This is a genomic window from Corallococcus llansteffanensis (genome assembly GCF_003612055.1).
In the GTDB taxonomy this organism is placed as follows: domain Bacteria; phylum Myxococcota; class Myxococcia; order Myxococcales; family Myxococcaceae; genus Corallococcus; species Corallococcus llansteffanensis.
In genome coordinates this window covers 1-22607 of the sequence record NZ_RAWB01000087.1, presented here as the reverse complement: position 1 = coordinate 22607, position 22607 = coordinate 1, and the positions used below count along the sequence as shown (strand labels likewise).

General features: G+C 71.4%; 23 protein-coding genes and 1 pseudogene. 8 read left to right on the top strand and 16 right to left on the bottom strand.

All coding sequences use genetic code 11. The annotated features are described in order from the left end of the window. Window positions 1-435: hypothetical protein (locus D7V93_RS11025; protein WP_208722981.1), on the top strand; the 435-nt coding region annotated here is incomplete at its 5' end. 12 nt (window positions 436-447) lie between these two features. Here the strand turns inward: D7V93_RS11025 and D7V93_RS11020 are convergent. From D7V93_RS11020 to D7V93_RS11010, 3 genes are all read right to left on the bottom strand, one after another. Beyond that, window positions 448-1080, bottom strand: coding sequence for an MPN domain-containing protein (locus tag D7V93_RS11020; protein WP_120643357.1), 633 nt, complete (start codon window positions 1078-1080; stop codon window positions 448-450). Beyond that, window positions 1077-2042 (bottom strand): 3-hydroxyacyl-CoA dehydrogenase family protein, encoded by a 966-nt coding sequence (locus D7V93_RS11015; RefSeq protein ID WP_120643356.1) that lies wholly within the window; start codon window positions 2040-2042, stop codon window positions 1077-1079. Before D7V93_RS11015 ends, D7V93_RS11020 begins: the two co-directional genes overlap by 4 nt. 126 nt (window positions 2043-2168) lie before the next feature. Beyond that, window positions 2169-2393 carry a hypothetical protein gene (locus D7V93_RS11010; protein ID WP_244237231.1) on the bottom strand — a complete coding sequence of 75 codons (225 nt, stop codon included), beginning with the start codon at window positions 2391-2393 and terminating at the stop codon, window positions 2169-2171. A gap of 152 nt (window positions 2394-2545) precedes the next feature. Between D7V93_RS11010 and D7V93_RS11005 the strand changes: the two genes are divergently transcribed. Then, complete coding sequence (locus tag D7V93_RS11005; RefSeq protein ID WP_120643355.1) at window positions 2546-3109, top strand: tRNA-uridine aminocarboxypropyltransferase; 564 nt, start codon at window positions 2546-2548, stop codon at window positions 3107-3109. A 98-nt stretch (window positions 3110-3207) separates the two neighbouring features. On the opposite strand, the gene D7V93_RS11000 is transcribed toward D7V93_RS11005, so the two are convergent. Both D7V93_RS11000 and D7V93_RS10995 read right to left on the bottom strand, forming a co-directional pair. Next, window positions 3208-3768 (bottom strand): DUF1993 family protein, encoded by a 561-nt coding sequence (locus D7V93_RS11000; protein WP_120643354.1) that lies wholly within the window; start codon window positions 3766-3768, stop codon window positions 3208-3210. Window positions 3769-3903: 135 nt separating this feature from the next. After that, window positions 3904-4128, bottom strand: a pseudogene (locus D7V93_RS10995) (transposase); the annotation flags it as partial. Window positions 4129-4355: 227 nt separating this feature from the next. On the opposite strand from D7V93_RS10995, the gene D7V93_RS10990 reads away from it, so the two are divergent. The 3 genes from D7V93_RS10990 (at window position 4356) to D7V93_RS10980 (ending at window position 7994) form a co-directional block, all read left to right on the top strand. Then, complete coding sequence (locus tag D7V93_RS10990) at window positions 4356-5165, top strand: HEAT repeat domain-containing protein (RefSeq protein ID WP_158623702.1); 810 nt, start codon at window positions 4356-4358, stop codon at window positions 5163-5165. 87 nt (window positions 5166-5252) lie between these two features. Next, the gene (locus D7V93_RS10985; protein WP_120643351.1) at window positions 5253-7034 is read left to right on the top strand and encodes a DUF885 domain-containing protein; all 1782 of its coding nucleotides are present in this window, start codon (window positions 5253-5255) and stop codon (window positions 7032-7034) included. A 66-nt stretch (window positions 7035-7100) separates the two neighbouring features. Beyond that, on the top strand, window positions 7101-7994 hold the full coding sequence (locus tag D7V93_RS10980) for a bile acid:sodium symporter family protein (RefSeq protein ID WP_120643350.1): 894 nt from the start codon (window positions 7101-7103) through the stop codon (window positions 7992-7994). Window positions 7995-7998: 4 nt separating this feature from the next. Here D7V93_RS10980 and D7V93_RS10975 read toward each other — a convergent pair whose 3' ends face one another. Beyond that, a complete protein-coding gene (locus D7V93_RS10975; RefSeq protein WP_244237230.1) occupies window positions 7999-8583 on the bottom strand; it encodes an ester cyclase in 585 nt (194 codons plus the stop codon). 35 nt (window positions 8584-8618) lie between these two features. On the opposite strand from D7V93_RS10975, the gene D7V93_RS10970 reads away from it, so the two are divergent. Genes D7V93_RS10970 through D7V93_RS10960 form a run of 3 tightly spaced genes read left to right on the top strand, consistent with a single transcriptional unit; the run spans window position 8619 to window position 12047 of the window. Then, window positions 8619-10760 (top strand): M28 family peptidase, encoded by a 2142-nt coding sequence (locus tag D7V93_RS10970; protein ID WP_120643359.1) that lies wholly within the window; start codon window positions 8619-8621, stop codon window positions 10758-10760. Between the two features lie 19 nt (window positions 10761-10779). Next, window positions 10780-11517, top strand: coding sequence for an immunity 52 family protein (locus tag D7V93_RS10965; RefSeq protein WP_120643349.1), 738 nt, complete (start codon window positions 10780-10782; stop codon window positions 11515-11517). Window positions 11518-11558: 41 nt separating this feature from the next. Beyond that, window positions 11559-12047 carry a hypothetical protein gene (locus tag D7V93_RS10960; RefSeq protein WP_147451126.1) on the top strand — a complete coding sequence of 163 codons (489 nt, stop codon included), beginning with the start codon at window positions 11559-11561 and terminating at the stop codon, window positions 12045-12047. Window positions 12048-12084: 37 nt separating this feature from the next. Here D7V93_RS10960 and D7V93_RS10955 read toward each other — a convergent pair whose 3' ends face one another. The 10 genes from D7V93_RS10955 to D7V93_RS44845 all read right to left on the bottom strand — a co-directional run. Further along, entirely contained in the window at window positions 12085-13005 is a 921-nt protein-coding gene (locus D7V93_RS10955) for an MsnO8 family LLM class oxidoreductase (RefSeq protein ID WP_120643347.1), read from the bottom strand. Window positions 13006-13008: 3 nt separating this feature from the next. Next, window positions 13009-13788 (bottom strand): phytanoyl-CoA dioxygenase family protein, encoded by a 780-nt coding sequence (locus D7V93_RS10950; RefSeq protein ID WP_120643346.1) that lies wholly within the window; start codon window positions 13786-13788, stop codon window positions 13009-13011. Between the two features lie 45 nt (window positions 13789-13833). Then, on the bottom strand, window positions 13834-14955 hold the full coding sequence (locus tag D7V93_RS10945; RefSeq protein ID WP_120643345.1) for a hypothetical protein: 1122 nt from the start codon (window positions 14953-14955) through the stop codon (window positions 13834-13836). An 8-nt stretch (window positions 14956-14963) separates the two neighbouring features. Then, window positions 14964-16085, bottom strand: a complete 1122-nt coding sequence (locus D7V93_RS10940) for a cupin-like domain-containing protein (RefSeq protein WP_120643344.1) — start codon at window positions 16083-16085, stop codon at window positions 14964-14966. After that, the gene (locus D7V93_RS10935; protein WP_120643343.1) at window positions 16082-16717 is read right to left on the bottom strand and encodes a glutathione S-transferase family protein; all 636 of its coding nucleotides are present in this window, start codon (window positions 16715-16717) and stop codon (window positions 16082-16084) included. Before D7V93_RS10935 ends, D7V93_RS10940 begins: the two co-directional genes overlap by 4 nt. Further along, the gene (locus D7V93_RS10930) at window positions 16714-18201 is read right to left on the bottom strand and encodes a 4-hydroxyphenylacetate 3-hydroxylase N-terminal domain-containing protein (RefSeq protein ID WP_120643342.1); all 1488 of its coding nucleotides are present in this window, start codon (window positions 18199-18201) and stop codon (window positions 16714-16716) included. Before D7V93_RS10930 ends, D7V93_RS10935 begins: the two co-directional genes overlap by 4 nt. Next, on the bottom strand, window positions 18198-19676 hold the full coding sequence (locus D7V93_RS10925) for a 4-hydroxyphenylacetate 3-hydroxylase N-terminal domain-containing protein (RefSeq protein WP_158623701.1): 1479 nt from the start codon (window positions 19674-19676) through the stop codon (window positions 18198-18200). The genes D7V93_RS10930 and D7V93_RS10925 overlap by 4 nt, the downstream gene beginning before the upstream one ends. 1 nt (window position 19677) lies before the next feature. Beyond that, the gene (locus tag D7V93_RS10920; protein ID WP_120643340.1) at window positions 19678-20865 is read right to left on the bottom strand and encodes a cupin domain-containing protein; all 1188 of its coding nucleotides are present in this window, start codon (window positions 20863-20865) and stop codon (window positions 19678-19680) included. After that, complete coding sequence (locus D7V93_RS10915) at window positions 20862-21650, bottom strand: thiopeptide-type bacteriocin biosynthesis protein (RefSeq protein ID WP_158623700.1); 789 nt, start codon at window positions 21648-21650, stop codon at window positions 20862-20864. The genes D7V93_RS10920 and D7V93_RS10915 overlap by 4 nt, the downstream gene beginning before the upstream one ends. 28 nt (window positions 21651-21678) lie before the next feature. Further along, window positions 21679-22607, bottom strand: a 929-nt coding sequence (locus D7V93_RS44845; protein ID WP_158623699.1) for a hypothetical protein, incomplete at its 5' end; no start/stop codon positions are given.

Genomic DNA, 22607 nt, shown 5'->3' with positions numbered 1-22607 from the left:
GCCCCGCAGGGAGGCCACGCCGCCCAGCCCCAGCTTCGGACACGGCTCCAACTGGACGCCCAGGCGCTCGCCATGCGGGTCCCGCCCGGGCGACGCGTGCGTTTCCGCTATGTCAACAGCGGCTCGGTGCGGGGGGCGGTGAACGTGGACTGCATCGCCGTGGTCCAGTCCATCGCCAACCTGGGGGCCTCACCTCCCGCCGGTCTGGGGGGACTGCTGACGAACACGCCGGACGGCACGGCCGTCGTCTCCGCGAGCGCATGGCCCGACGACGACCCGACTGCGCGCCTCACCGTCCAGATGCCGCACGTGGTCGTCAAGGTGGTCCAGCTCCTTGATGGCGATACCAGCAAGCCCCTGGAGCCGGGGCCTCACGTTCCGGATGTCCGCAATGACTACTTCCAGCTGCGGGAGAAGTCGTTCATCCAGACGTAGGGGCTCCCAACATCACCCCCTGGAAACGGCATGTCCTCCGAGCCCCTCCTGCATGGGGGCTTCGAGCTCCGGGGTTCCGAAGCGGATGCCGATGGCGCGGCAGCCGGCGTCGGACTCGGAGGGGGCGGTCCACGCCCCGAGCGCGTGGTAGAGCCGGCCCTCGCGTCGCTCCACGTAGAGGATCATGTTGAGCGGCCAGCCGGCGCCGTGGAACAGGTGCCGGTCCATGGGCGTGGGCTCCTGGCTCACCCGCAGGCCTCGCTCATGGGGCGGGCCGATGCGGTGCCAGTCCGGGTGCAGGTGGATGGAGCCGAGCACCTCCAGCCCCTCCGCCTCCGCCTCGGCGGTGATGCGCAGCAGCTCCCGGGGCTCGCACCAGTAGCCGCGCCGTCCGTTGGCGTAGCAGGCGCCGAAGCGGGGGATGATGGCGGCGTCGAACTCCTGGAGCACGGCGTCGTCCGTCTCGCGGATGTTGGTGGCGAAGCGGACGCGCTCCACGCGCATCGCGTCGTCGGTGAAGCGCCCCAGCAGGACGGCCCAGCTCCGCGGGGGCAGCTCCGGGGTACAGGCCGCGTATTCGCGGAGGGCGTCCGCGAGGAAGTCCTCCAGCACGCCCGGGTCCAGCAGCACGAGCTCCGGGCTCATTCCTGCGTCTCCGGCGTGGGGACGCGGAGGCGGCCCTCGGCCCGGTCCTCGCGAAGCTGGGTGATGAGGCCGCGGGCCACGCGCTCCTCGAAGGCGGCGGTGGCTTCGGGCGTCCAGGTGTAGAAGCCCTGGCCCGTCTTCAGCCCCAGCTCGCCGCGCTCCACCTTCTGCGCGAGCACCGGGGGCACCGGGCGCCCGGCGTTGCGCATGACGCCGGTGACGAGGTCCAACCCCGCGAGATCCAACCGGTCGAAGATGCCGGACACGCCGAATCGCCGCCCGATTCCCTGGGTGAGCACGCGGTCCACCATCTCCGGCGTGGCGACGCCTTCCTGCACCAGCCGGATGCCTTCACCGATGAGCGCCTGCAGCAGGCGTGGGCCCACCGAGCCCGGCACGTCCTTCGCGAACACCACCGGCGTCTTGCCCACCTCCTCGAGGAACCGCCGCACGGTCTCCACGACGTCGGGGGAGGTCTTCTCCCCGGGAATGACATCCACGAGGGGAATCAGGTGCGCCGGCAGGTAGTAGTGCGCCGCGAGGACGCGCTCGGGCCGGGTGCAGTCCCGGGCCAGCGCCGTCACGCTCAGCGCGGTGGTGTTGGAGGCCAGCACGGTGTCCGGCGCCGCGAGCCCGTCCAGTTGGCGGAAGACCTCCTGCTTGAGCACGAGGTCCTCGGGCACGGACTCGAGGATCAGATCCTGACCCACGGCGGCCTCGGCGAGCTCCGTGGTGCGCCGGATGCGCCCGAGCGCGGCCTCCCGCTGCGCTGGGGGCAGCAACCCCGTCTCCACCAGCAGCGCCGCGTCCCGCTCCAGCTTCACCCGCGCGCGCTCACTGCTGTCCAGACGCGTGTTGTAGAGCGCCACCTGCCTGCCTGCGATGGCGAGCTCGAGCGCGATGCCGCACCCCATGGCTCCGCCACCCACCACGCCAATCCTCATCAGCCGCTTGTGTCCCATGGCGGCGCAGCGTCGCCGCGTCCGCGTGGCGGAGGCAATCCCTCCTTCACGTGCGCGGAGCTTCGGCCTGATGCGGTGAAGGTGCGCTGCAATTGTTCATTCCGCGGCCTCCACCGCATCGCGTCGTCAGCCGTACAGCTCGCTGAGCGGCCCGGGAGCGATGCGCGTGCTGAACTCCAGACCGAAGTGGTCCATGGCCGTGTCCCCCAGCGCGTGCCCCAGGGAGTTGAAGAGGTTGGACACCTGCCGGTTCCGGGCCCGGCCATCCCGAGGGAAGACCACCGTGCGCCCGTCGGTCTTCAGCCCGAGCGCGTTGCCTCCGACGAGCAGCAGCGGCCACTCGCGACCCACAGCAGCAGGCCCAGCAGCAGCACCTGTTTCCTCATGGCCGCGACCATCAGGCCAGCGGCGAAGGGGCTGCAAGCCTGGGCGCCTGTGCTGTCGGGTGCGGCCGGCAACGAGCGCTTCTCTTCCCGGGGCGGCCGGCCCAGGATGACCGGAGGATGTCTCCCCGCCCACCCCGCTGTCCGCGCTGCAACCTGGCCATCCACCTGTGCCTGTGCGCCGAGATTCCCCGGGTGGAGACGCGCACGCGGATCCTCCTGCTCCAGCACGTGATGGAGGTCGCGAAGCGGAGCAACACCGGGCGCGTGGCCGCGCTGGCGCTCGCGAATGCACAGCTGATCATCCACGGTCGACAGGCCGGGGCTTTTGACACGGCCGTGCTTCGCGAGCCGGGCACCTGGCTGCTCTTCCCGGATGGCCCCACCGCACCGCCAGACGCCCCCGCGCCGAGGCAACTGGTGGTGCTGGACGGGAACTGGTCCCAGGCCCGGCGGATGACCCAGCGGCTTCCCGAATTGCGGACGCTGCCCCGGCTGGTGTTGCCGCCGCCCGAGCCCGGGATGCTCCGGCTCCGCGAAACGTCTCATCCGTCAGGGATGTCCACCCTGGATGCCATTGCGCGCGCGGTGGCCCTGCTCGAAGGACCGGAGGCGGCGGCACCGCTGGAGCGGTTGGCCGCGCTCCGGGTGCAGCGCATCGCCGACTGCGGGACGCTGAACTGAGCTTCGGCATGTCTGGGATTGGATTTACAGCACCTAACGAAAGTCAGGGCTGGACTGGCCGTTGGCAAGGGCATCCTGAGCGGGTGGCGTAGTTCAGCTCAACTCATCCCCCAGTTGCCCAAAAAGTCGCCCATGGTGAGTCGCACGCCTTGGTTGCGCAAGATGCCGTAGGCGGCGGTCACGTGATAGAAGAAGTGGGGGATCGCGAATGCGATCAGAAACTGGCGGCCACTGGAGTGCATCGAGCCACGGCGGTGCTCGATCACGATCTCTCGATCGAGGCCGGCTTCGAGGTCGCTTGGCGCGATCTCTCGGAGATACGCGATCGTCGCATCGAGCCGTTGGTGCAGATCCGCAAAGCTCTTTGCATCGTTCGCGGCCGGCACCCGTGGCGCACCCAGCAACTGCGCGATCGCCAACCTGGCTCCCTCCGCAGCCCAGTGGACTTGAGCGGCGAACGTGTACATGTGCAGGTCAGCTGGCGCGTCACTCGCAACGCCGCGCATGCGCCCTTCCGCAGCGAGTTGCGCGTCGAGCAAGGCCGCTTCACTGCTGCCACTGGCAGCGGCATGGTCTTCGGCCTTCGTCAACTGCGTTTTCAAGTTGGTCAGTCCGCGGACGAACAGGCCAGCAGATAGATCGTAGGCATTCAAAGACATGGCCCACCCTTCACCGCGTCATGCGCCAGTGCCAACCGGTCCCGTCCGGCGCGTATTGATGAACCGCGATACCTACTGGACCTTGTCCCTCGCAGCCAGCAGAGCGTACGTCCAACGGGTTTCATATAACAGCCTCTAACAACTGTCAGGGTAGAGGCGTCGGAGGAGCATGACGCAGCAGCCGAGAACGAGGAAGCCGAAGTGGACATCGTCCCTGCGCTCGTCGCGGACGCGAAGCCGGCGCAGCTGGTTCTTCCAGGCCAGCGTGCGCTCCACCACCCAGCGGTAGCGTCCCAGCCGTTCCTTGGACTCGACGCCTGGGCGGACGATGCGCGGAGCAATGCCGCACAGGCGCAATGAGCCTTCCCGGGAAAGCTCACCGGCGCCTGCCCTGGCACCACGGTCTGTGCCTATCAGGCGCCGGGCTCGGAAGGGCTCTGCCGTCCCGCGTGCATCAACGGCACGTGTTCCACCGGCCGATGCTGCACGCAGCCCAACGGGGCGCCGTACTGCAACAGCTTCTGTTACTGAGGCACCCTCGAAGGGTGGATGTGACACGCACCGGCCTCGTGACGGAGACTGTGTGCATGGCGCACGACCCCCATGACGACCTGACGGTGGAGGCGCTGGTGGCCGTGGCACTGGGGGGCAACCCGGAGGGCTCGGAGGGCTGGGCGGCCATCTACGCCCTGCAACGCCGGGGCGGGGAGGCCGTCCTCGTCGCCGCCAGTGCGCTGCTGCACTCGCGCGATCCGAAGGCGCGTGCGAGGGGGGCGGACATCCTGGCGCAGCTCGAACAGCCCCACGACGTGCGTTCCCGTGGCGCGGACCTGCTCCTGGCGCTGCTTCGTGAAGAACAGGATGCGCAGGTCCTGCAGTCGCTTGTCCTGGGATTGGGACACCGGGAGGACGCGCGGGTGCCCGGAGCGATCTCCGCCTTGAAGGACCATGCCTCCGCCCGGGTCCGGGGCGCGGTCCTGGCAGGCCTCTTGAAGGCCCCTGACGCAGACACGCTGCCCGTACTCCTGGCGTTCGCGGAGGACCCGGACGAGGGTGTCCGGAGCCTGGCCATGGCTCACCTGCGGGAGCTGTCGCCCGACGTCGACACGCCCGCACTCCGGGATCTGCTCCTGCGCCGCATGGAGGACACGAGCCCTACCATCCGTGCCGAGGCGGTGCTCGCGCTCGCGTGCCGCAAGGACGCGCGCGTCCTGGAGCCCCTGCGCAAGGCCCTGCGCCGCTCGCGCGTCCGTCTTGAATACGTGGAAGCCGCCGGGGCGTTGGGCGATGCGTCGGTGCTCCCGGCACTGCGAGCGCTGGTGGGGCAGCGGGAGGAGGACCCTCCGTTCACGCGCGCGTTGGTCGAGGCCCTTGCCGCGCTGGAAGCGGAGGCTTGAGCCGCTGCTGACCCCCGGGCTCCCGCCTGACGCTTGCCGTCCCAGGGGCCTTCGGCGACGCTCCCGCGTCCCTTCCCCCGAGGCTCCATGAACGCACTGCGCCCCACGAGTGTCCTCGCCGCGTTGCTGCTGCTGTCTCCTGGTTGCACCACCTCGCGTCCACCGGCCCAGGCGGAGTCCCCGGCGGCCCACGCCGCCACGCCCGCGCTGTCTCCCTCCCAGGTGGCGCTGCGCGCGTTCGTGGACGCGCACTTCGAGGAGCACTTCCGTCGCTCGCCGAATTCCGCCACCTCCGCGGGCGTCCACACCTACGACGGGGAGCTGCGCGGCTTCCGACCCGAGGAGCGGGCGTCGAATCTGGCTTACCTGAAGGAGCGGCTCGCGGCGCTGCCCCAGGCGGTGGACCGTGCCGCGCTGCCGCTGGAGGACCGGGCCGACTACGACATCCTGGAGAACCACTTCCGGGGACGCATCCTGGAGCTGGAGACGGTGCGCGCGTGGGAGCGCAACCCGAACACGTACCTGGGCTTCGCCTCGGGGTCCGTGTTCCAGCTCATCAACCGCGACTTCGCGCCGCTGGAGGAGCGGATGCGCTCGGCGGTGAAGCGCATGGCGGTGGTGCCGGAGGTCTTCGCGGCGGCGCCGGCGAACCTCCAGAACCCGCCGAAGCTGTGGACGGAGATCGCCCTGGAGCAGGCGAAGGGCACGCGCGCGCTCTACGCGCAGACGCTGCCGCAGGCCTTCGAGCCGGTGAAGGACGCCGCGCTCCAGGAGGCCTTCAAGAAGGAGCAGGCGCGGTGTCTTTCGGCCATCGATGGGTACATCCGCTTCCTGAAGGACGACCTGCTGCCCCGCTCGAACGGGGACTTCGCCATCGGTGAGGCGACGTACCGCCAGAAGCTCCAGTACGAGGAGGGCGTCACCGAGAGCATCGACTCGCTGCTGGCCTGGGGCCGCTCGGAGATGAAGCGCACGCAGGAGCAGTTCCGCGAGGTGGCGGGACGGATTGCTCCGGGCAAGGCGCCCATGGACGTGTACCGCGAGCTGGGCAAGGAGCACCCGGCTCCGGCGGAGCTGGTGTCCACGACGACGGCGACGCTGGAGGAGATCCGCCAGTTCCTCATCGACCACCGCATCATCACCGTGCCCAGCGAGGTCCGGGCGAAGGTGGCGGAGACGCCGGTGTTCAGCCGCGCGCTGTCCTTCGCGAGCATGAGCACGGCTGGCCCGTTCGAGACGAAGGCGACGGAGGCGTACTACTACGTGACGCCGCCGGACCCGACGTGGAGCGCGGAGCAGACCTCGCAGCACATGAGCTTCTACAACCGCTACGCGCTGCCCCTCGTCTCCATCCACGAGGCGTACCCGGGGCACTACGTGCAGTTCCTGTGGACGAACCGCATCCCGTCGAAGGTGCGCCGGCTGTTCGGCTCGGGCTCCTTCGCCGAGGGCTGGGGCCTCTACACCGAGCAGATGATGCTGGACGAGGGCTACGGCGGCACGGGGCCGCAGGCGGACCGGCTGCGGCTGAACCAGCTCGCGCTCTACCTCCAGCGGCTGGCGCGCTACATGGCGGGCCTGTCGCTGCACACGCGGGGGATGACGTACGCGCAGGCGGTGCGCCTCTTCGAGGAGGAGGCGTACATGACGCGCATCAACGCGGAGCGCGAGGCGCGCCGGGGCACGTCGGACCCGACGTACCTCGTCTATGCGCTGGGCAAGAAGATGCTGATGGAGCTGCGCGAGGAGGCCAAGGTGAAGTGGGGCAAGGACTTCACCCTCCAGCGCTTCCACGACGCGGTGGTCTCCCACGGCTACCCGCCCGTGCCCATCGTCCGCCAGCTGCTGCTCGGCGAGGACGCGGGCTGAGCGGGAGACGGGCCTCCGGACACGGGGGCTTTCTGGCAGAGTGGGGCTTTCGCTGGGGGCCCCGCCATGCAGAGCAGTGTCATCACCGAGGTGTTCCTGCCGATCGCGCTGGGCGTGATCATGCTCGGCCTCGGGCTGAGTCTCACCCTCGCTGACTTCCGCCGCGTGGCCGAATATCCGCGCGCGGCATTGGTGGGCCTGGGCTGTCAGACGCTGCTCATGCCGCTGGTCTGCTTCGGCATCGCGAACAGCTTCGGTCTGCCTCCGCAGCTCGCCGTGGGGCTGATGCTGCTCGCGGCCTCGCCCGGCGGTGCGACCGCGAACCTCTTCAGCCACCTGGCCAAGGGCGATGTCGCGCTGAACGTCAGCCTGACGGCGGTCAACAGCGTGCTGTCGCTGTTCACGCTGCCGCTCATCGTGAACTTCTCCCTCTTGCACTTCATGGGAGAGGAGCGCGCCATTCCGTTGCAGTTCGCGAAGATCGTCCAGGTGTTCGCCATCGTCCTGGTGCCCATCTCGCTGGGGATGTGGGTGCGCGCGAAGCGGGCGGCGCTCGCGGACCGCCTGGACCGGCCGGTGCGCATCACCTCGGCGCTGTTCCTGCTGCTGGTGGTGGTCGCGGCGACGCTCAAGGAGCGCGCGCAGCTGGTCACGTACTTCCAGAGCGTGGGGCTCGCGGCGCTCGCCTTCAACCTGGCCAGCATGGCGGTGGGCTACGTGGTGCCGGGCCTGCTGCGCGTCGAGCGCAAGCAGGCGGTGGCGATCGCGATGGAGGTGGGCATCCACAACGGCACGCTCGCCATCGCCATCGCGTCCAGCCCGAGGTTGCTCAACGACACCGTGATGGCCATCCCCGCGGCCATCTACAGCGTCATCATGTTCTTCACCGCGGCGGTCTTCGGAGCCCTCGTCGCCCGGAGACAGGCCGCGAGCGCGGCCGCGGTCAGCCCCAGGCCTTGAGGCGTCAGTCGGTGAAGACGGGCGGCTGGGTCTCGGTGAGGGAGGGGACCGGCTTGTCACCGGACATCGCCAGGAGGCCCTTGAGGCAGCGGGCGGCGAGCAGCCAGTTCTTCGGGTGCTTCATGTCGAGGCCGCCGACGAGCTGCTTGAGGATGCTGAGCGTGTCGAAGTAGACGCGCTCGCAGACCAGCGTCTCGGTCGCATCGAAGATGAAGTAGGCCGACATCCGCACCCGGAACCGGTTACCCGTGGGCGGGATCTGTCCGAGCGGGCCCAGGTGGGTGCCCATCAGCCAGAACTCGACGATGACGGCATCGTCGCTGTGCCGCAGCGCGATGATCTCATGGTTCTGGTCTGGGAACGCGACGCGGGTGGCGCGGTAGTAGTCGCGCACCGCGTGCTCGCCGTCGTGCACCGTCAAGGTGGGGATCAGCTCGTAGTGCGGGTGCGGGAAGGTCGCCAGGACGTCGTCCCAGTCCTGCCTCACCTCGTCGTGGAAGTGGTTCAACACCAGCTTCTGTCGCGCCTTGCGGACCTGATCTGTGAGCACGGTGGCCTCTTTTCGGGGGATGAACCGCAGCAACTTCACGTCACGTCGTCCACGCCGTGGGTATTGTCAACGGCATGCGCATCCGTCCGCGACCTTTCGCCGCCCTCCTGGTGCTCGCCACCCTCAGCGCCGCCGCGCAGCCTCCCCCGTCCCCGCTGGGCCCCGTGTCGCCCACCACCGGCCTGGTGCTGCGGGACGACGTGGTGCGCGCCCTCATCCAGGAGAGCTCGGGCGACCGCATCCATGACGGCGTGCAGCGGCTTTCCCTCATCGCCCGTGACACCCAGGCGGGCTACGCCGACGCGGCCGGATGGACGATGGCCGCCGCGCAGGCCGCGGGGCTTCAGGACGTGCACCTGGAGGCGATGAAGGACGGCCCCCAGTGGCGCGCGACCCGCGGCGAGCTGTGGGTCGCCGGGCCCCACCGGTACCGCGTGACGTCCTACGCCGACCTGCCCATGTCCCTGCCGTCCGGCAGTGGCAGCTTCGAGGGCACGGGCCTGGAACTGGTCGACGTGGGCCTGGGCACGCGGGACGAGGACTACGCCGGCAAGGAGCTGAAGGGCAGGGTGGCGTTCACCCGCGGCCATCCCTCGGCCACGCTGCGCACCGCCGTGGGGAAGCTCGGCGCCGTGGGCGTCGTCTCCTCCTACTCGACGCCGCCCTGGAACGCCCCGCACCGCATGGACGGTGACTTCCCGGATCAGGTGGGCTGGGCCGTCGTCCCGAAGGGACTGGTGCCGCAAGATGCGCGGGCTCCCTTCCTGTTCATGATCTCGGACCGGCAGGCGCGCGAGCTGCGCGCCCAACTGCAGGCGGGCCCGGTGACGGTGGACGTGAGCGTCGCCACGGAGACCTTCACGGGACACCTCAGCGTCGTCAGTGGCGTCATCCCTGGCACCCGCGCGGGGGAGGAGGTCGTCCTCACCGCGCACCTGGACCACTACAAGCCCGGGGCCGACGACAACGCCTCCGGGGCGGCCACCCTGCTGGAGCTGGTGCGCACCTACACCACGCTCATCCGCCGGGGCGTGCTGCCGCCGCCGGTGCGCACCCTGCGCGTGCTGTGGCTGCCGGAGTTCGAGGGCACCCGCGACTGGTTCTCCCACCACGGCGCGGATCCGGTGCGGCGGGTGGCCCAGTTCAACTTCGACATGCTGGGCGCGAGCATGACCCGCGCCCACTCGCGCTTCCAGGTGTCCTACACGCCGGACTGGAATGGCAGCTTCGTGAACGCCGTGTCCGAGTCCACGGTGGCCTTCATGAACCGCTTCAACGGGGTGGCCTACCCGCCGCGCAAGGACTTCCGCATCGGCTCGGTCACCGGGTCACACGACCCGATGGATGCCCACATGGAGCGCTACGGCCGGGGCTCGGACCACCAGCTCTTCAACGACCACGGCATCCCCGGCGTGGCCATCTCCACGTGGCCCGACGACGGCTACCACACCAGCGGCGACAAGCCGGAGGACGTGGACCCCACCCAGCTGCACCGCGCCGCCTTCGCGGGACTGGCCTCCATCACCGTCGCCGCGTGGGCCGAAGGCCCGGGGGCCCTGGAGCTGGCGCGCCTGGTGGCGGTGCACGGGGTGCGGCGCGTGGCGGAGGACGAGTTCAGGGCCCGCCGCGACCTGGCCGCGACGCCCGCCGCGCAGCTGCCCGGCACCGCGCGCCTCGCCCGCGCCGTGGTGCGCGCCGCCTACCAGCGCGAGCGCGAGGCCCTGCGCTCCTGTGTGCCCCTCGGCGCGCCCGCGAAGCAGGTGCAGACGATGGCCCGGGCGCTGGAGACCGCCGAGTCCCAGGCCCTGGGGCGCCTGGAGGCGGAAGGCAAGGCGCGCGGGGCGGGCACGCGGGAGCCTGCTCCCAGCGAAGCCGAACGCCTGGCGCGGGCCTTCGTTCCGCGTCGCGTGAAGGGCCAGGAGCTCGCCTCGTTCGACGACCTTGCGCGCGGTGCGCCCGCCGGCTCCCAGCCCCGCGTGGCCGTGGTGCAGGCCGCCCTGAGCGCCGCGGCCACGGCCCTGCGAGAGAGCGGGGAGAGCGAGCTGCGCTTCTACCAACTGCCCGATGCGCTCGCGAGCTACGCCGACGGCACGCGCTCCGTGGCGGACATCCGCGACGCGGCATATGCCGAGTACGGCTACGTCTTCCCCGTGGAGGCGCTCGTGGAGCTCTTCGGGCTGCTGGAGCAGGGCGGCGTGATGACGCGGATCCGCTGAGCCAGGAACTCCTGGAACCATGGCCGACCGATACTTCTACTCCAACTGTCATTGGCGGGGCCGGCCGGAGCCGCTCGAAGCCTGCGCCCATCGCCTGGAATCCTTCCTGCGTCAGTTGAAAGCCCTGGAGCCCGTGTGGGACACCTGGACCACGAGCGTGGGGACGGATGAGGAAGGCGATAAGGTGGTCCATACAGACGCCTCCTCGCTCGCGAAGCTCCTGGGCAGGAGGTCCAATCCCTCCGGGACCATCTCCGGTTACTGGCTGCGTTCAGGCGCCGCCCCAGAAGGGACGGGGGTCTACGGCAGGTTTGGAGGCTCCTCTGCGATCACCTCTACTTGCTCCGTCGCCACCTCCGCGCTGGGCCGTGTCGCGGAACGGGTGATGAACGCTTCGGTCCTGACCAGCGTGATGCGTGCCATGGCCCTCGCGTGGGAGCCGGAGTTCGGCGTTGTCACCTCTCCAGCGTATCGGGATCGCATCGTGGCCGATGGGTCCCCCGACGAACCGGGGCGCCACATCGGGTGGATCACATACATCGCCCACTCGCGCGGCCCCGTCCCCCTGCTGCCCGCGCCCGTGAGGGTGGAGCGCATGATGGACCGGGGCACGCTCATCCTCCTCACGCCGGAGAACTTCACCCTCTCCAACCCGGACCACGTCGCCCTGGCCGCGGAGGTCCAGTCCCGCCTCCAGGCCGTGGGCCTGCTCGGGCCCCTGCGCCCCTGGGTCACGAAGAGCGGTTATTCCTGTTGAGCTGCGCGCCTGCTTCTGAAGCGCATGATAGACGAGCGCCCATGAACCTCTTTCGATTGGCAATCACGGGCCTCGGCGTGGCGTTCCTGGTGTCTGGCTGCGGCGGCAGCCGGAGCAACTCCAAGGTGGACCTGTCCCAGATGGGGCCGTCCATGAACGCGAAGCGCTATGCGAACCTGGAGAAGATCGCCGCCAAGGATCTCAAGTGTGACGCGGAGCTGACGCCGACCTACCTCGGTGAGAATCAATATCAGATGAGCGGGTGCAACACCGAGGGCGTCTATGAGCTGCGCTGCAGGATGGGCCAGTGCTCGTGGGTTCCCGACGTGAGGGCTCGCGCGGAATTCGACCTGGGATGCGCGAGGGCGCAGCTCAAGACTTCACGCATTGATCCGGTCACGGTGGGCGTCGCGGGCTGCGGAAAGCGCGCGACCTACAGGGCGATCGGCTCGACCTACGGCCTGGCCTGGACGCTGAATTCGGCCGTGACCCAGGACGAAGCACCCGCCGCCGTGCCCACGGCGAAGTGACGCCCTGGGAGCCCCCGCGATAGGGCCCCGCTCCGTCCTATACGAAGGCCTCCGCCAGCCGGGACATGGAAGCGAGCCGGTCCTCGTGCGGGCGGGCAATGTCGAGCACCAGCAGCTCGTCCGCGGCGTAGCGCTCGCGCAGCACCTCCGCTTCGTCGCGCCACCGCGCCCCCGTGCCCACGATGGTGGGCGGGTAGAAGCGGAACTCCTTCCAGCCCTCGCGTGCGCGCTCGGCACCCGCGGCGTCCTCCACGCACGTGCCCGCCACCGCGAGCATCACCCTCGGCGTGTCGCCGGGGGCTCGTGGCTGGAAGTGGGTGAGGTAGTGCTCCACCACCGCGGGGTCCGGGCTCACGGGGCCGTGGAAGAGGGAGAGGCAGAACGCGGCGCCCACCCTTGCCGCCAGCGTGCCGGCCGTGCGTCCGCCGCACATCCACACCTGGGGCGCGGGAAGCTTCGGGCAGGCCGCGCCGTACAGCGCGTGTCCCTCGGGGAAGCCGTCGCCCAGGAACGCCATCAGCTCCTCCAGGCTCTGGGCGTACGCGCCCTCGTCCGCGAGGCTCCCGGGCACCAGCTCCTGGCCCGTGAGCGCGCGGTGCGACCGGGGGTTGTCGGCCTGTCCCCGGCCGATGCCCAGGTCCACGCGGCCGGGGAACAGCGACTCCACCAGCTTGAAGTGGCTGGCCACCTTGAGCGGCCGGTAATAGTTGAGCAGCACCGCGCCCACGCCCACGTGGAGGCGCCGGGTGAGCGCGGCGAGCGCGGGCAGCAGCGTCTCCGGGCTGGGCCCGAATGGTGCGCTCCCGTGGTGGTGCTCGCCCAGCCAGTAGCGTGAGAAACCCAGCGCGTCCGCGTGGCGCGCGGCCTCCACGGTGAGGTGGGGCACCTGCGCGTGCTGCACGGTGGCGGAGGTGAAGCCGAAGTCGAGCGCCCCCAGGCGCAAGGGATGGCGGGCCATGGCTCAGGCGTCCCAGTTCCCGTCGTAGCGGTGCCACGGCCCCACGTTGCAGAGCTGGCGGCGGCGCGGATCCGTCTGGCGCTCGCCGAACTCGCGGGTGAGGTCGTGCCCGGCCTCCCACTGCCGCATCCACGCGTGCTTGTAGAGCACCATCAGCAGCTTGCGCGGACGCGCGCTGCGGTTGGGCGTGCTGGTGTGCCAGATCTCCGTGTTGTTGATGAGGCACGTGCCCGCCTTGCCCGTGATGGCCACCTGCCCGGGGATGGTGCGCGGCAGGTTGTCGGGCCCGGTGTACTCGGGCGGGCACGGATGCGTGGCGCGGTGCGAGCCGGGCAGCAGCGTGAAGGGCCCCATGTCCTCGGTGATGTCCTCGAGGAAGTAGGCGCAGCGCACCCAGTGGAACTGCCGGGGATAGGGCACGCCCGGCAGCCAGGACGTGTCGCTGTGCCAGCCAATCCACCCGCCCGAGTGCGCTGGCCGGTAGTCCGCCTCGCCCGCGGAGGCCAGGGTGATGTCCTGGCCGAGGATGGCGCGCGCGATGGGGTACGTGCGGGGCCAGTCCATCAGCGGCTCGAAGGCGGGGTCGCGCTCCAGCAGGCGCGGCAGGTACACGCGCCGCGGATCCGGATCCGTGCGCTTCACCGTCTCCCAGTGCGCGCTCATCAGTTCGTCGTAGCGCTGGCGCAGGGGCTCCAGCTCCTTCGGCGTCAGCGCGTTGGGGATGACCAGGTAGCCCTCGCGGTCGAAGCGCTCCGCGAGCGCCTGGGCTTCATGCGATTCCATGGGGTGCTCCTGCTGTGGATTCAGGGGATGGGTGGGGCTGAAGGCTCACGCGGCCTGGGTCCACGCCCGCCACGCCTCGGGGAGGTGGGGACGGTCGCGGTAGAGCCGGGGCGAGAAGTAGACGGTGACGCGGGGCACGCCCCGCTCGCGCTGGAGCGTCACGCCCGCGTGCAGGCCGTGGCTGTCGCCCAGCCCTCCCGGCGCCATCACCTCCAGGCAGCGCAGGTAGGGATCCACCGGGATGCCCTGGGACTCGAACAGACGCACCAGCCGCTCGCGGAAGAGCACGTCCGGGCCCACCGCGTTGCCGGTGACGGACGTGACCCAGCGCGAGGGCCGGCCGCCTTCCGAGCCGCGCATCGTGAAGCAGGTGCGGATGTCCAGCAGCCCGTAGGGGCCCGACGTGGGGAGCATGGCGGAGCAGAGCGCCCGGGCATCCCCCGCGCTGCTGTCGAAGGTGCGCGCGCTCCACGCCTCCAGGTCGTCCACGGTGAGCCCCTCGCGCGACAGGTACACCTTGAAGATGACCTCCTCGCTGAGGTCCAACGCGAGCAGGGGCACGCGGCCGTGCTGCCCCCGCATCTGCTCCACGTCCTTCCACCGCGCCCCCAGGCCCAGCCGCTCCAGCGACTCGCGCACCACGTCGAGCGTGTGCTCCGGGCCCTTCGCCGCGGGGTTGAGGTACACGCGCGCGTCCGGCACTCCCGTCGCGGGCAGCCGCAGCGCGTGCCACAGCGCGCAGAAGGAGGTGGACTGGGGCGGGGCGAAGAGGTCCGCGAGGCGCTCCAGGTGTTCGAGCCGTGCCCCCGCGCGCTGCTCCAGCTCGCGGCTCAGCGTCAACCCCGCGTTCCAGTACGTGCGCGCCGAAGCGGGCAGGGCCTGCGCCTCCACCAGCACCCGCAGCTCCGCGCCCTTGGCCCCGAACGCCACGGAGAACTCGTAGGGCGAGCCGTCCTCGCCCACCGCCGACCACGGCGCGGGCGCGTCCAATCCACGCGGGCCCCAGGTGGCCGTCGCCGCGTGGAAGACCTCGCCCAGGGCGGCCACCCGCGCCTCGGGCAGCGCCAACGCGCGTCCCAGGCCCGTGAGCTGCGACTCCGCGTACCGCGCCACCGTCTCCGTCTCCATGCCGTGCTCCCCGCTCCTCTGGATGTCTTTGGATGTCATGTGTCGCTTCATGCGGCCTCGAGCCAGCCTGAGTCCGGGGGCAGCGCTTCGGTCAGCGCCGCGGTCGACGGCGCGCCCGCGTAGACGCGGTAGAGCTGCGGCACCCACGGCGCCATCGGTCCCAGGGTGGAGAGGAAGTAGTCGGTGTCCACCGTGCCGGGGCACAGCCGCGACGCCACGTCCCGCAGCAGCGTCCGCATGTGCCGGTAGCGCTCCAGCGGTGATGCATAGCGGGCCTCGCACGCGCGTCGCAGCTCCTGGAAGAGGGCGTCGTGGCGCGAGCGGCCAGGCTCCTCGTACAGCAGGGCCCGGGTCACGTTCTGGCTGTGGACGTCCCAGTGCAGGTGGCGCAGCAGGTAGCGCGCCATCCCGCCGTGGTCCGCGATGCGGAAGTTCACCGACAGGGACAGGTCCAGGTACTCGACGTGGTGCCAGACGAAGGCGGGCATCAGCAGCGTCTCGCCCGGCTCCAGCACGCAGTCCCACGCGCCCGCGAAGCGCAGGAAGGCGAGCTTCTCCTCCTCCGGGAAGCGGGCCAGCAGCGCCGTGCCGTAGTTGGCCACCGGGTGCAGCTTCGGCCCCGCGGACGGCGGGAAGAGGATGTAGCGCTTGCGCCCGAACACCTGGAGCATGAAGACCTGGCGCCCGTCCGAGTCGAAGTGCAGGTCGGTGGCGCTGCCCGCGTTGTGCAGGTGCGCGAACGAGCGCAGGTAGCCCTCCGGCGCGGGGTGGCCGGGCGGCGGCGCGAGGAGGTCTGGCAGTTGGATGCGCGCGCGCAGCGACGCGGGGGTGGGCAGCTCGTTCATCACCCACGGCGTGCGCGGCTCGGCCCCGAGCAGGTCCAGGTAGTCGCCCACGGTGGGGCACGCGGGCGGAGTTGGCTCCACGGAGGGCGTGCCCGACGAGGCCGCATCCAGCGCCCGCATGGCCGCCACGAGCTGTCGCTCACTGAGCTTCACGGGCTCGGGACCGAGCAGCGCGCGCGCCGCCTCCACGCTCTCCAATGCACGCACGGGCTGTCCATCGAAGAGGTCGGTGAGGATGACGGGCCGGCCGGGCCGGACGTACCGCTCGAACAGCACCTCGCGCGACGGCGCAGGGATGCGCTCCACGTTGTCCAGGCACTTCATGAGCGCGCCTCCGGCGCCCGGCCCGAGCCCGCCATCACCTGCTGCCACGAGGGGCGCGTGCTCGCCCGCTCCCACCACGCGGCCAGGGCGGGCCTCGCCGTCACGAGCGCGCCGTGTCCGGCGATGAAGAGGTACTGCACGTAGGGCAGCCACGAGAGGTCCGCGAGCGTGAAGGCGTCACCCACGAACCAGCGGGTCTGCGCGAGCGCCCCCTCGGCCACGTCCAGCGCGGCCTCCACGCGGGACCGGGCGCGGCGCAGCGCCTCCGCTCCCGGGTCACGGCCCCACAGGAGCGGCGCCACCAGCTCCATCAGCGGCGGCACCAGGTTGCAGCACTCCACGCTGATCCACTGCTCCATCCGCGCGCGGGCCTGCGAGCCCGTGGGCGTCAGGACGGGGCCGCTCAGCTCGGCGTCGACGTAGCGGATGATGGCCCGCGACTCGAAGAGGCGGAAGCGGCCGTCCTCCAGCACCGGCACCTGCCCGAAGGGGTGGCGCATCCGGTGCTCCGGCGTGTGGTGCTCGCCCCGGGTGATGTCCACCACCTCGAAGCGCGGCGCATGGCCCTTCTCGAGGAACGTGGCCAGCACCTTCCAGGTGCACCCGCTCGCGGGATGTCCGTAGACCTTCATGGGTTCTCCTCGGGAGGTTCAGCAGGCGCGGGCGGGCGCAGGGGCGCGCCGACGCGGGCCTCCAGACGGGCCACGCCCGCGGACGGGTCCAGCATGTGCGCCAGCTCGCGCTCCAGGATGTGGCGGCCGCCCACCGCGTAGGAGTCCATCAGCCGCTGGCGCCCGGCGAGCTCGGATCCGGTCAGCTCGTCCGCGAGCGCCCACAGCCGCGCGCGCGGGACGAGCTCCAGCGTGCTTCCCTTGAGGTGCCGCGCATAGAGCGCCGCGACCTCGGGGGCCGCCAGGTCCTCCGGGCTCGGTCGCACCACCAGGCTCTGTCCGCCCAAGAGCCGCAGCGTGTCCAGGATGGAGGGGTAGTGCTCGAGCGCGTACGAGAGCGCGAGGTGTAGCGTCTTGCGCTCGGGCAGCACTCCGCCGCCGTCTCCTGGCGCGGGCTCGGGGCGTGACTCCGCGGCCTCCACCAGCGTGGACATCAGCGCGTGGTGCTTGCCGAGCCCGGCCAGCAGCTCCGCCACCGCGGGCACGGCGCGGCTGCCCGTCAGGTGCGTCATCGCCTCGCCCAGGCCCCACAGCAGCTCCAGCTTGGCCACCAGCCGGCGCGCCATCGCGTGCTTGTCACACGCCACCACCGCCTCCAGGAGCACCCGCGCCGCGTCGGGCTCGCCCGCGTAGAGCACGCGCTCCCACGGCACCACCACCCGGTCCAACACCACCAGCGCATCCACCTCGTCGTAGCGGCCCAGCTCCGAGCGGGGCCCGCGCGCCAGCCCCTCGCGGCAGAAGAGGGACAGGCCCGGCGTGGAGGGCTTCAGCACCACGCCCACCGTCTCCTCCGGCGGCAGCGCGTCCCTGCCAAAGACGTTCTTCAAGAGCAGCAGCTCGTCGCAGTACGGCGCGCCGGTGCTGATGGCCTTGGTGCCGGACACGACGATGCCGTCCGGCCCGCGGTCCACGATGCGCAGTCCCTGCGGCAGGCCGTCCACCGGCGGGGGCTCGATGGCGGCGAGCGCCACCAGCAGCAGCTCGCGCCCGCAGCGCGTGTGCAGCTCCTCCAGCACCGCGGCCGCCTCGGGCCGGTACTTCGCCGCGTCCGTGCGCACGTTGTGGAGTGCGTTGACGAAGCTGCCGGACGCGTCCCACAGCCGGCCCATCATCCCCAGCGTCTCGTGGGCGAAGAGGGTGGAGATGCGCCCCTGCCGCTGGAGCTCCTCCGCGGTGCGCGGCACCCGGCTCCACGCCGCGCAGGGCTGCCCCGCGTCGTCCCGGTCCATCAGCAGGTCGGCGTGCTCACGGGAGGCATGCAGCGCGAGGAGCGCCCCCAGCGTGTCCACCACGGGGGCCAGCACGGGGCTGTCCAGCGGCGAGGCGAGGCGGGAGCCGCCCAGCCACACGCGGCGGCCATCGCGCTGCGCGCGGCGGAAGTCCTCGGCGGTGCGCGGGTGCGCGCGGAGGGGCTCGACGCGCTTCCAGGCGAGGGCGGTCATGACGACAGCTCCCGCGTCCCGTCACCCTCGCGCTGCTCCAGCAGCCGGCGCACCAGCCGCACGCCGCGTCCCGCGTCCAGCATCTCCGACAACTGGAGGGTGAGCACCTGGTCGCCGCCGGTGCCGTAGTAGTCCAGCAGCCGCTGCCGCTGCGCCGAGCGCGAGCCCAGCAGCTCCGCGGCCACGCTCATCAGCGCCGCGCGGTGCGACGGGTCGCCCGTGTCACCGCCGAAGTACTCGTCGTAGTGCCGCCCCACCTCCTCCGAGTCCAGGTCCGCCTCGGAGGGGTTGAGCACCAGGCCCTGTCCCCCCAGCAGCTCCACGGCGCGCGCCACCTCGGGCAGGTGCTCCAGCGCGTACTGGAGCGCGAGCTGGAGGGACAGCGGCTCCGGCCGCACGGCGCCGCCACTGCCCACGGCCGGCTGCGGGCTGGCCTCCGCGAAGGCCACCAGCCGCGCCACCAGGGCCGCGTGCCGGCCGGCGTCGCGGAACACCTTCTGCGCGCTCGGGTAGTGCCCCACGCCCAGCGCCTTGGACATGAGGAACGACAGGCCGAAGAGCAGCTCCAGCCGGGTGAGCAGCCGCCGGACGAAGCCGTGCTTGTCCCACGTCATCATGGCCTTCCACACCAGCGCGGCCACGTCCTTCTCCCCCGCGTACAGCAGCCGCCCGTGGGGGATGAAGACGTCCTCGAAGACGAGCCAGGTGTCGACCTCGTCCACCGCCAGCGGGTCCCCGGCGCGGTGCGCTCCGCCCAGGCCCGGGCGGCAGAGGATCTTCAGGCCCGGCGTGGCCGGCTTCACGAAGAAGCCCACCGCCGCCGAGTCGTCGAGGTTGGGCAGCTCGTAGCCCACGCGCAGCACCAGCAGCTCGTCCGAGTACGCAGCCCCGGTGCACAGGGCCTTGGCCCCGCGCACCACCACGCCGTCCGCGCGCCGCTCCACCACGCGCAGCGTGTTCTTCTGGTGCGCCGGCAGCCCGCGCCCGTGCGGTGGATCCACGAAGGCCACGTTGCACAGCAGCAGCCCGCGGCTGATCTCCTCCCACGCGCGCTCGATGACGGCCCGCGTCCCCGGGCGCAGCGCCTCCGCGTCCTTCGCGACGTTGAGGAGTCCCGCCAGGCACCCGCCGGAGGTGTCCCACAGCCGGCCCATCAGCCCGTGCGTCTCCTCGGCGAAGAGGGTGGACACCTGGCCTGCGCGGCGCAGGTCCTGCGCGTTGCGTGGAGGCACGGCCCAGCGGCCTCGCGTGACGCCGTCGGGGCTCGTCGCCGTCAGCAGCTCGCGCCCTTCCGCCGAGGCATGGCGCGCGAGCAGCCGCTCCACCACGCCCAACGCCGGGGCGAACAGCGGGTGGCTCGCCACGTCCACCGCCTTGCCGTCCACCCACACGCTGCGCCCGTCCGCCAGCGCCCGCCGGAAGCCAGCGCCCGTGCGCAGGGCTTCCACTGCCTCGTACACCCGTGCCGTTTCCATGTCAGGCCACCACCGGACCGAAGAGGGAGGAGCTCCGGAGCGCCCGGGCCACCTCGGTGAAGCGCGCATCGTCCGTGGGGGCGTCACCCCGCAACAGGCGCTCGAAGACGGACACGTCGTGGTCGTCGAACGGCAGGCCCAGCGCGTTGTGCCGCTGGCCCTCCACCGCCTCGAGTCCCGCCAGCTCCCGCAGCCAGTGGGCCGCGAGCGCCGCCGCGTCCTCGCCGGGATGGCGCTGCTGGATGAGGGACAAGAGCGGCGTGCGTCCCTGCACGTTGAGGAGCAGGCCCAGGAAGAAGCGGTGGTCCGGCCGGGTCACCGTGCGGCGCCGGGCGATGAGCTGGGCTTCGCGGAGCACGTTCGCCAGCGCGGGCCGGATGTAGCGCTCCAGCGCTCCCTGGTGTTCGGGGCGGCAGCGGGCCAGCAGGGGGGACAGGGTGTCCAGGCGCTGGCGCGCGCGGGCTACCTGCTGCAGTACCTGGAAGGCGGAGTGCAGGTCCGCGCCCTCCAGGTAGTCACCGATGAGGATGTCGCGCTCGGGATGGGCGAGCTGCTCCAGCACCGTCACGCCCTGAAGTACCTTGAGGAGCGCGGGCTCCTCCACCTGGGGGTTGATGCAGATGCCCGGCCGCTTGAAGTCATACTGGGCCTCCGCGGACGGGTTGCGCACCGTGCGCACCACGAGGGACAGCGACGGCCGGTCCAGGTGGAAGAGCGAATGGATGTACGCCTTGCCTGCGACGATGGGGTGCGAGTCCCCGCGCCGCAACAGCTCGCACTGCTGCTGCTCGAGCTGCCCCAGGGCGAAGTACGCGTTGACGTTGCGGTGTTCGGTCCAGCGGTACACCGTGTGGAGGCTTGAGCCCTGCAGCACGCGGAAGGCGCCACAGAAGCCGTGCTGGTGCACCGTCGTGGTGCCGTCGAGCCAGTGGTAGAGGTCGATGGCGAAGCGCCGGCTGCGGAACACGGTGAGCGGCACCTGCCCGAAGCCCTCGCCGGGCTGGAGCTGGTCCGGCAGGGACTTGCGCACGAACAGCCACCGCATCACCTGCGGCACGTCCACCGTCAGCAGGTCCGCGTCATGGTCGCGGAACGCCTGCTGGACGATGTCCGGGAAGGCGTCCTCCGCGTAGTCGTGCACGAGCCACTGCCGTTCAATCTGCTCGCCCATCTCGGAAAGGAAGTTCATGGTTCACCTCGCGTGGGCGCGACGCCCACGAGTCCTCGTTTGGGGCTGTACTTCGCGAGCATCGGCGCCAGCAGCGCGGCCCGGTCGTCGAGCGACAGCCCGTAGCGGTTCCAGTGGAAGAGCAGGACGAAGGGCAAGAGCGCGCGCTCGCCACACGCCAGGCGCCCCGTGCGTCCCAATCGCGCAAGCCCCGCGCCCAGCTCCCGGTGCGCGTCTCCATACAGGCGTGCCGCGTGGGCCACGCCCGCCTCCGCGTCCGGTGCCGCGGGAGGCGCCTCGCGCACCGCGAGGATGCGTGCGTCCGGCATCCCGTGCAGCCGGGCGAGGTTGCACCAGACGTCCCAGACCTCCTCGCGAGGCCCCACGCACGCGGACACCAGCGCCTCGCCCGCCGCCGCGCTCAGCGCCCGGGGGGAGCTGCCCGGAGGGGACGACGACGCCCACCGCCACCACGCCACCGAGTCCGCGTCGAACCAGCGGTGCACCAGGTGCAGGGCCCACGGTCCGCCGAACTGGAACGTCTCCGGGGTGTACGGGGCGACGTGGAAGGCGCGCACGAAGCCCGCCTCGCGCAGGCCGTCCAGCAGCGCGCGCAGCTCCGCGGCGAGCGCCGAGCCCGTGTCCGCCTGGAAGCGCAGCCGCGAGTCCGGCGGCTTGCGCAGGAAGGAGAACAGGCGCAGCGCACCCGCGTGTCGCCAGGCCTCCACCTGGGGCATGAGCCGCGCGAAGAGCTGCTGCGCGCAGGCCATGGGCGGGTGGCGCTGCTTGTCGAACTCGACGTTCATCTGGAGCCATTGCCATCGCCTCCCTTGCCTAGGCCGACCATGCGTGTGGCTCCCGCACGAAGGGCACACCGAGCTCGGCGCGGAAGCCATGTCCGCGCTCGTCCACCAACCACCTGTCATCCGCGGCCCCCTCGAGGGTGAGCGTGTGTCGTTCGGGGTCGAACCCTTCGAAGAAGCACTCGATGCCGAGCGGGCTGTCGCGAGGCACCAGCACGGGCGGCTGGCCGTCTCGCGACAACCACAGCCACTCCGGAAGCCCGTGCCGCGCCGCCAGTGAAAGCCAGGCCGCGTAGCGCCGCGCGCGGCTCCGGACGCGCAGCTCCATCAGCGCCTCGCCCTTCAGCTCCCACCGCGCCTGCGCGCCAGCTCGGGCGCCGGGCGTCATCGAAGGCCCGGCGCGCGGCGCCTGCCGAGGCAACGGCCACGGCTTCGCGTCCACCAGCCCCGGAGGAAGGCGGAAGGAGGTGAGGAGCAGGGCCTCCGTGAGGAGGTCGTCGCCTGTCGCATGGGCCGCGCTGGAGAAGCGCACGGCGAGGGGGCGCTCGCGGTCGGGCACGCGCAGCAGCGGTGCCCCCGCGGGGGTGGGCTCGAAGCGCGCGAGGGCCAGCGGAACGCGGCGTCGCTCGCAACCCCAGACATCCACCACGAGGGGCGTGAGGTGCGGACGGGCCAGCGTGTTGGGGCTGCGGCCGAAGTCCTGCGCCAGCTCGGCCCAGTCCACCCCGTGCGCGTCGGAGAGCCGCTGGTACTGCGCCGCGAGCCACGCGTGCAGCGGATCCATCCGTCCCCCGTCGCGCTGGCGCCATAGGTGCCAGAAGCGGGAGGTGTGCGGGCCCACCTCGAAGACCCCGCGCGCCGCGACGGCCTCCGGCGTGAGGCGTGCGAAGAAGAGGCCCAGGGGGAGCCCGCGGTGCTCGCCCTCCTCGGGGCCCGGGGTCGCCGCGAGCGGCGGGGGAG

Excerpts from the sequence above, each read along its gene's own strand:
- D7V93_RS11020 (WP_120643357.1), bottom strand. The coding sequence starts at position 1,080 with ATGAGCCCGGAGCTCGTGCTGCTGGACCCGGGCGTGCTGGAGGACTTC.
- D7V93_RS11015 (WP_120643356.1), bottom strand. The coding sequence starts at position 2,042 with ATGGGACACAAGCGGCTGATGAGGATTGGCGTGGTGGGTGGCGGAGCC.
- D7V93_RS11005 (WP_120643355.1), top strand. The coding sequence starts at position 2,546 with ATGTCTCCCCGCCCACCCCGCTGTCCGCGCTGCAACCTGGCCATCCAC.
- D7V93_RS11000 (WP_120643354.1), bottom strand. The coding sequence starts at position 3,768 with ATGTCTTTGAATGCCTACGATCTATCTGCTGGCCTGTTCGTCCGCGGA.
- D7V93_RS10990 (WP_158623702.1), top strand. The coding sequence starts at position 4,356 with ATGGCGCACGACCCCCATGACGACCTGACGGTGGAGGCGCTGGTGGCC.
- D7V93_RS10985 (WP_120643351.1), top strand. The coding sequence starts at position 5,253 with ATGAACGCACTGCGCCCCACGAGTGTCCTCGCCGCGTTGCTGCTGCTG.
- D7V93_RS10980 (WP_120643350.1), top strand. The coding sequence starts at position 7,101 with ATGCAGAGCAGTGTCATCACCGAGGTGTTCCTGCCGATCGCGCTGGGC.
- D7V93_RS10970 (WP_120643359.1), top strand. The coding sequence starts at position 8,619 with ATGCGCATCCGTCCGCGACCTTTCGCCGCCCTCCTGGTGCTCGCCACC.
- D7V93_RS10965 (WP_120643349.1), top strand. The coding sequence starts at position 10,780 with ATGGCCGACCGATACTTCTACTCCAACTGTCATTGGCGGGGCCGGCCG.
- D7V93_RS10960 (WP_147451126.1), top strand. The coding sequence starts at position 11,559 with ATGAACCTCTTTCGATTGGCAATCACGGGCCTCGGCGTGGCGTTCCTG.
- D7V93_RS10955 (WP_120643347.1), bottom strand. The coding sequence starts at position 13,005 with ATGGCCCGCCATCCCTTGCGCCTGGGGGCGCTCGACTTCGGCTTCACC.
- D7V93_RS10950 (WP_120643346.1), bottom strand. The coding sequence starts at position 13,788 with ATGGAATCGCATGAAGCCCAGGCGCTCGCGGAGCGCTTCGACCGCGAG.
- D7V93_RS10945 (WP_120643345.1), bottom strand. The coding sequence starts at position 14,955 with ATGACATCCAAAGACATCCAGAGGAGCGGGGAGCACGGCATGGAGACG.
- D7V93_RS10940 (WP_120643344.1), bottom strand. The coding sequence starts at position 16,085 with ATGAAGTGCCTGGACAACGTGGAGCGCATCCCTGCGCCGTCGCGCGAG.
- D7V93_RS10935 (WP_120643343.1), bottom strand. The coding sequence starts at position 16,717 with ATGAAGGTCTACGGACATCCCGCGAGCGGGTGCACCTGGAAGGTGCTG.
- D7V93_RS10930 (WP_120643342.1), bottom strand. The coding sequence starts at position 18,201 with ATGACCGCCCTCGCCTGGAAGCGCGTCGAGCCCCTCCGCGCGCACCCG.
- D7V93_RS10925 (WP_158623701.1), bottom strand. The coding sequence starts at position 19,676 with ATGGAAACGGCACGGGTGTACGAGGCAGTGGAAGCCCTGCGCACGGGC.
- D7V93_RS10920 (WP_120643340.1), bottom strand. The coding sequence starts at position 20,865 with ATGAACTTCCTTTCCGAGATGGGCGAGCAGATTGAACGGCAGTGGCTC.
- D7V93_RS10915 (WP_158623700.1), bottom strand. The coding sequence starts at position 21,650 with ATGAACGTCGAGTTCGACAAGCAGCGCCACCCGCCCATGGCCTGCGCG.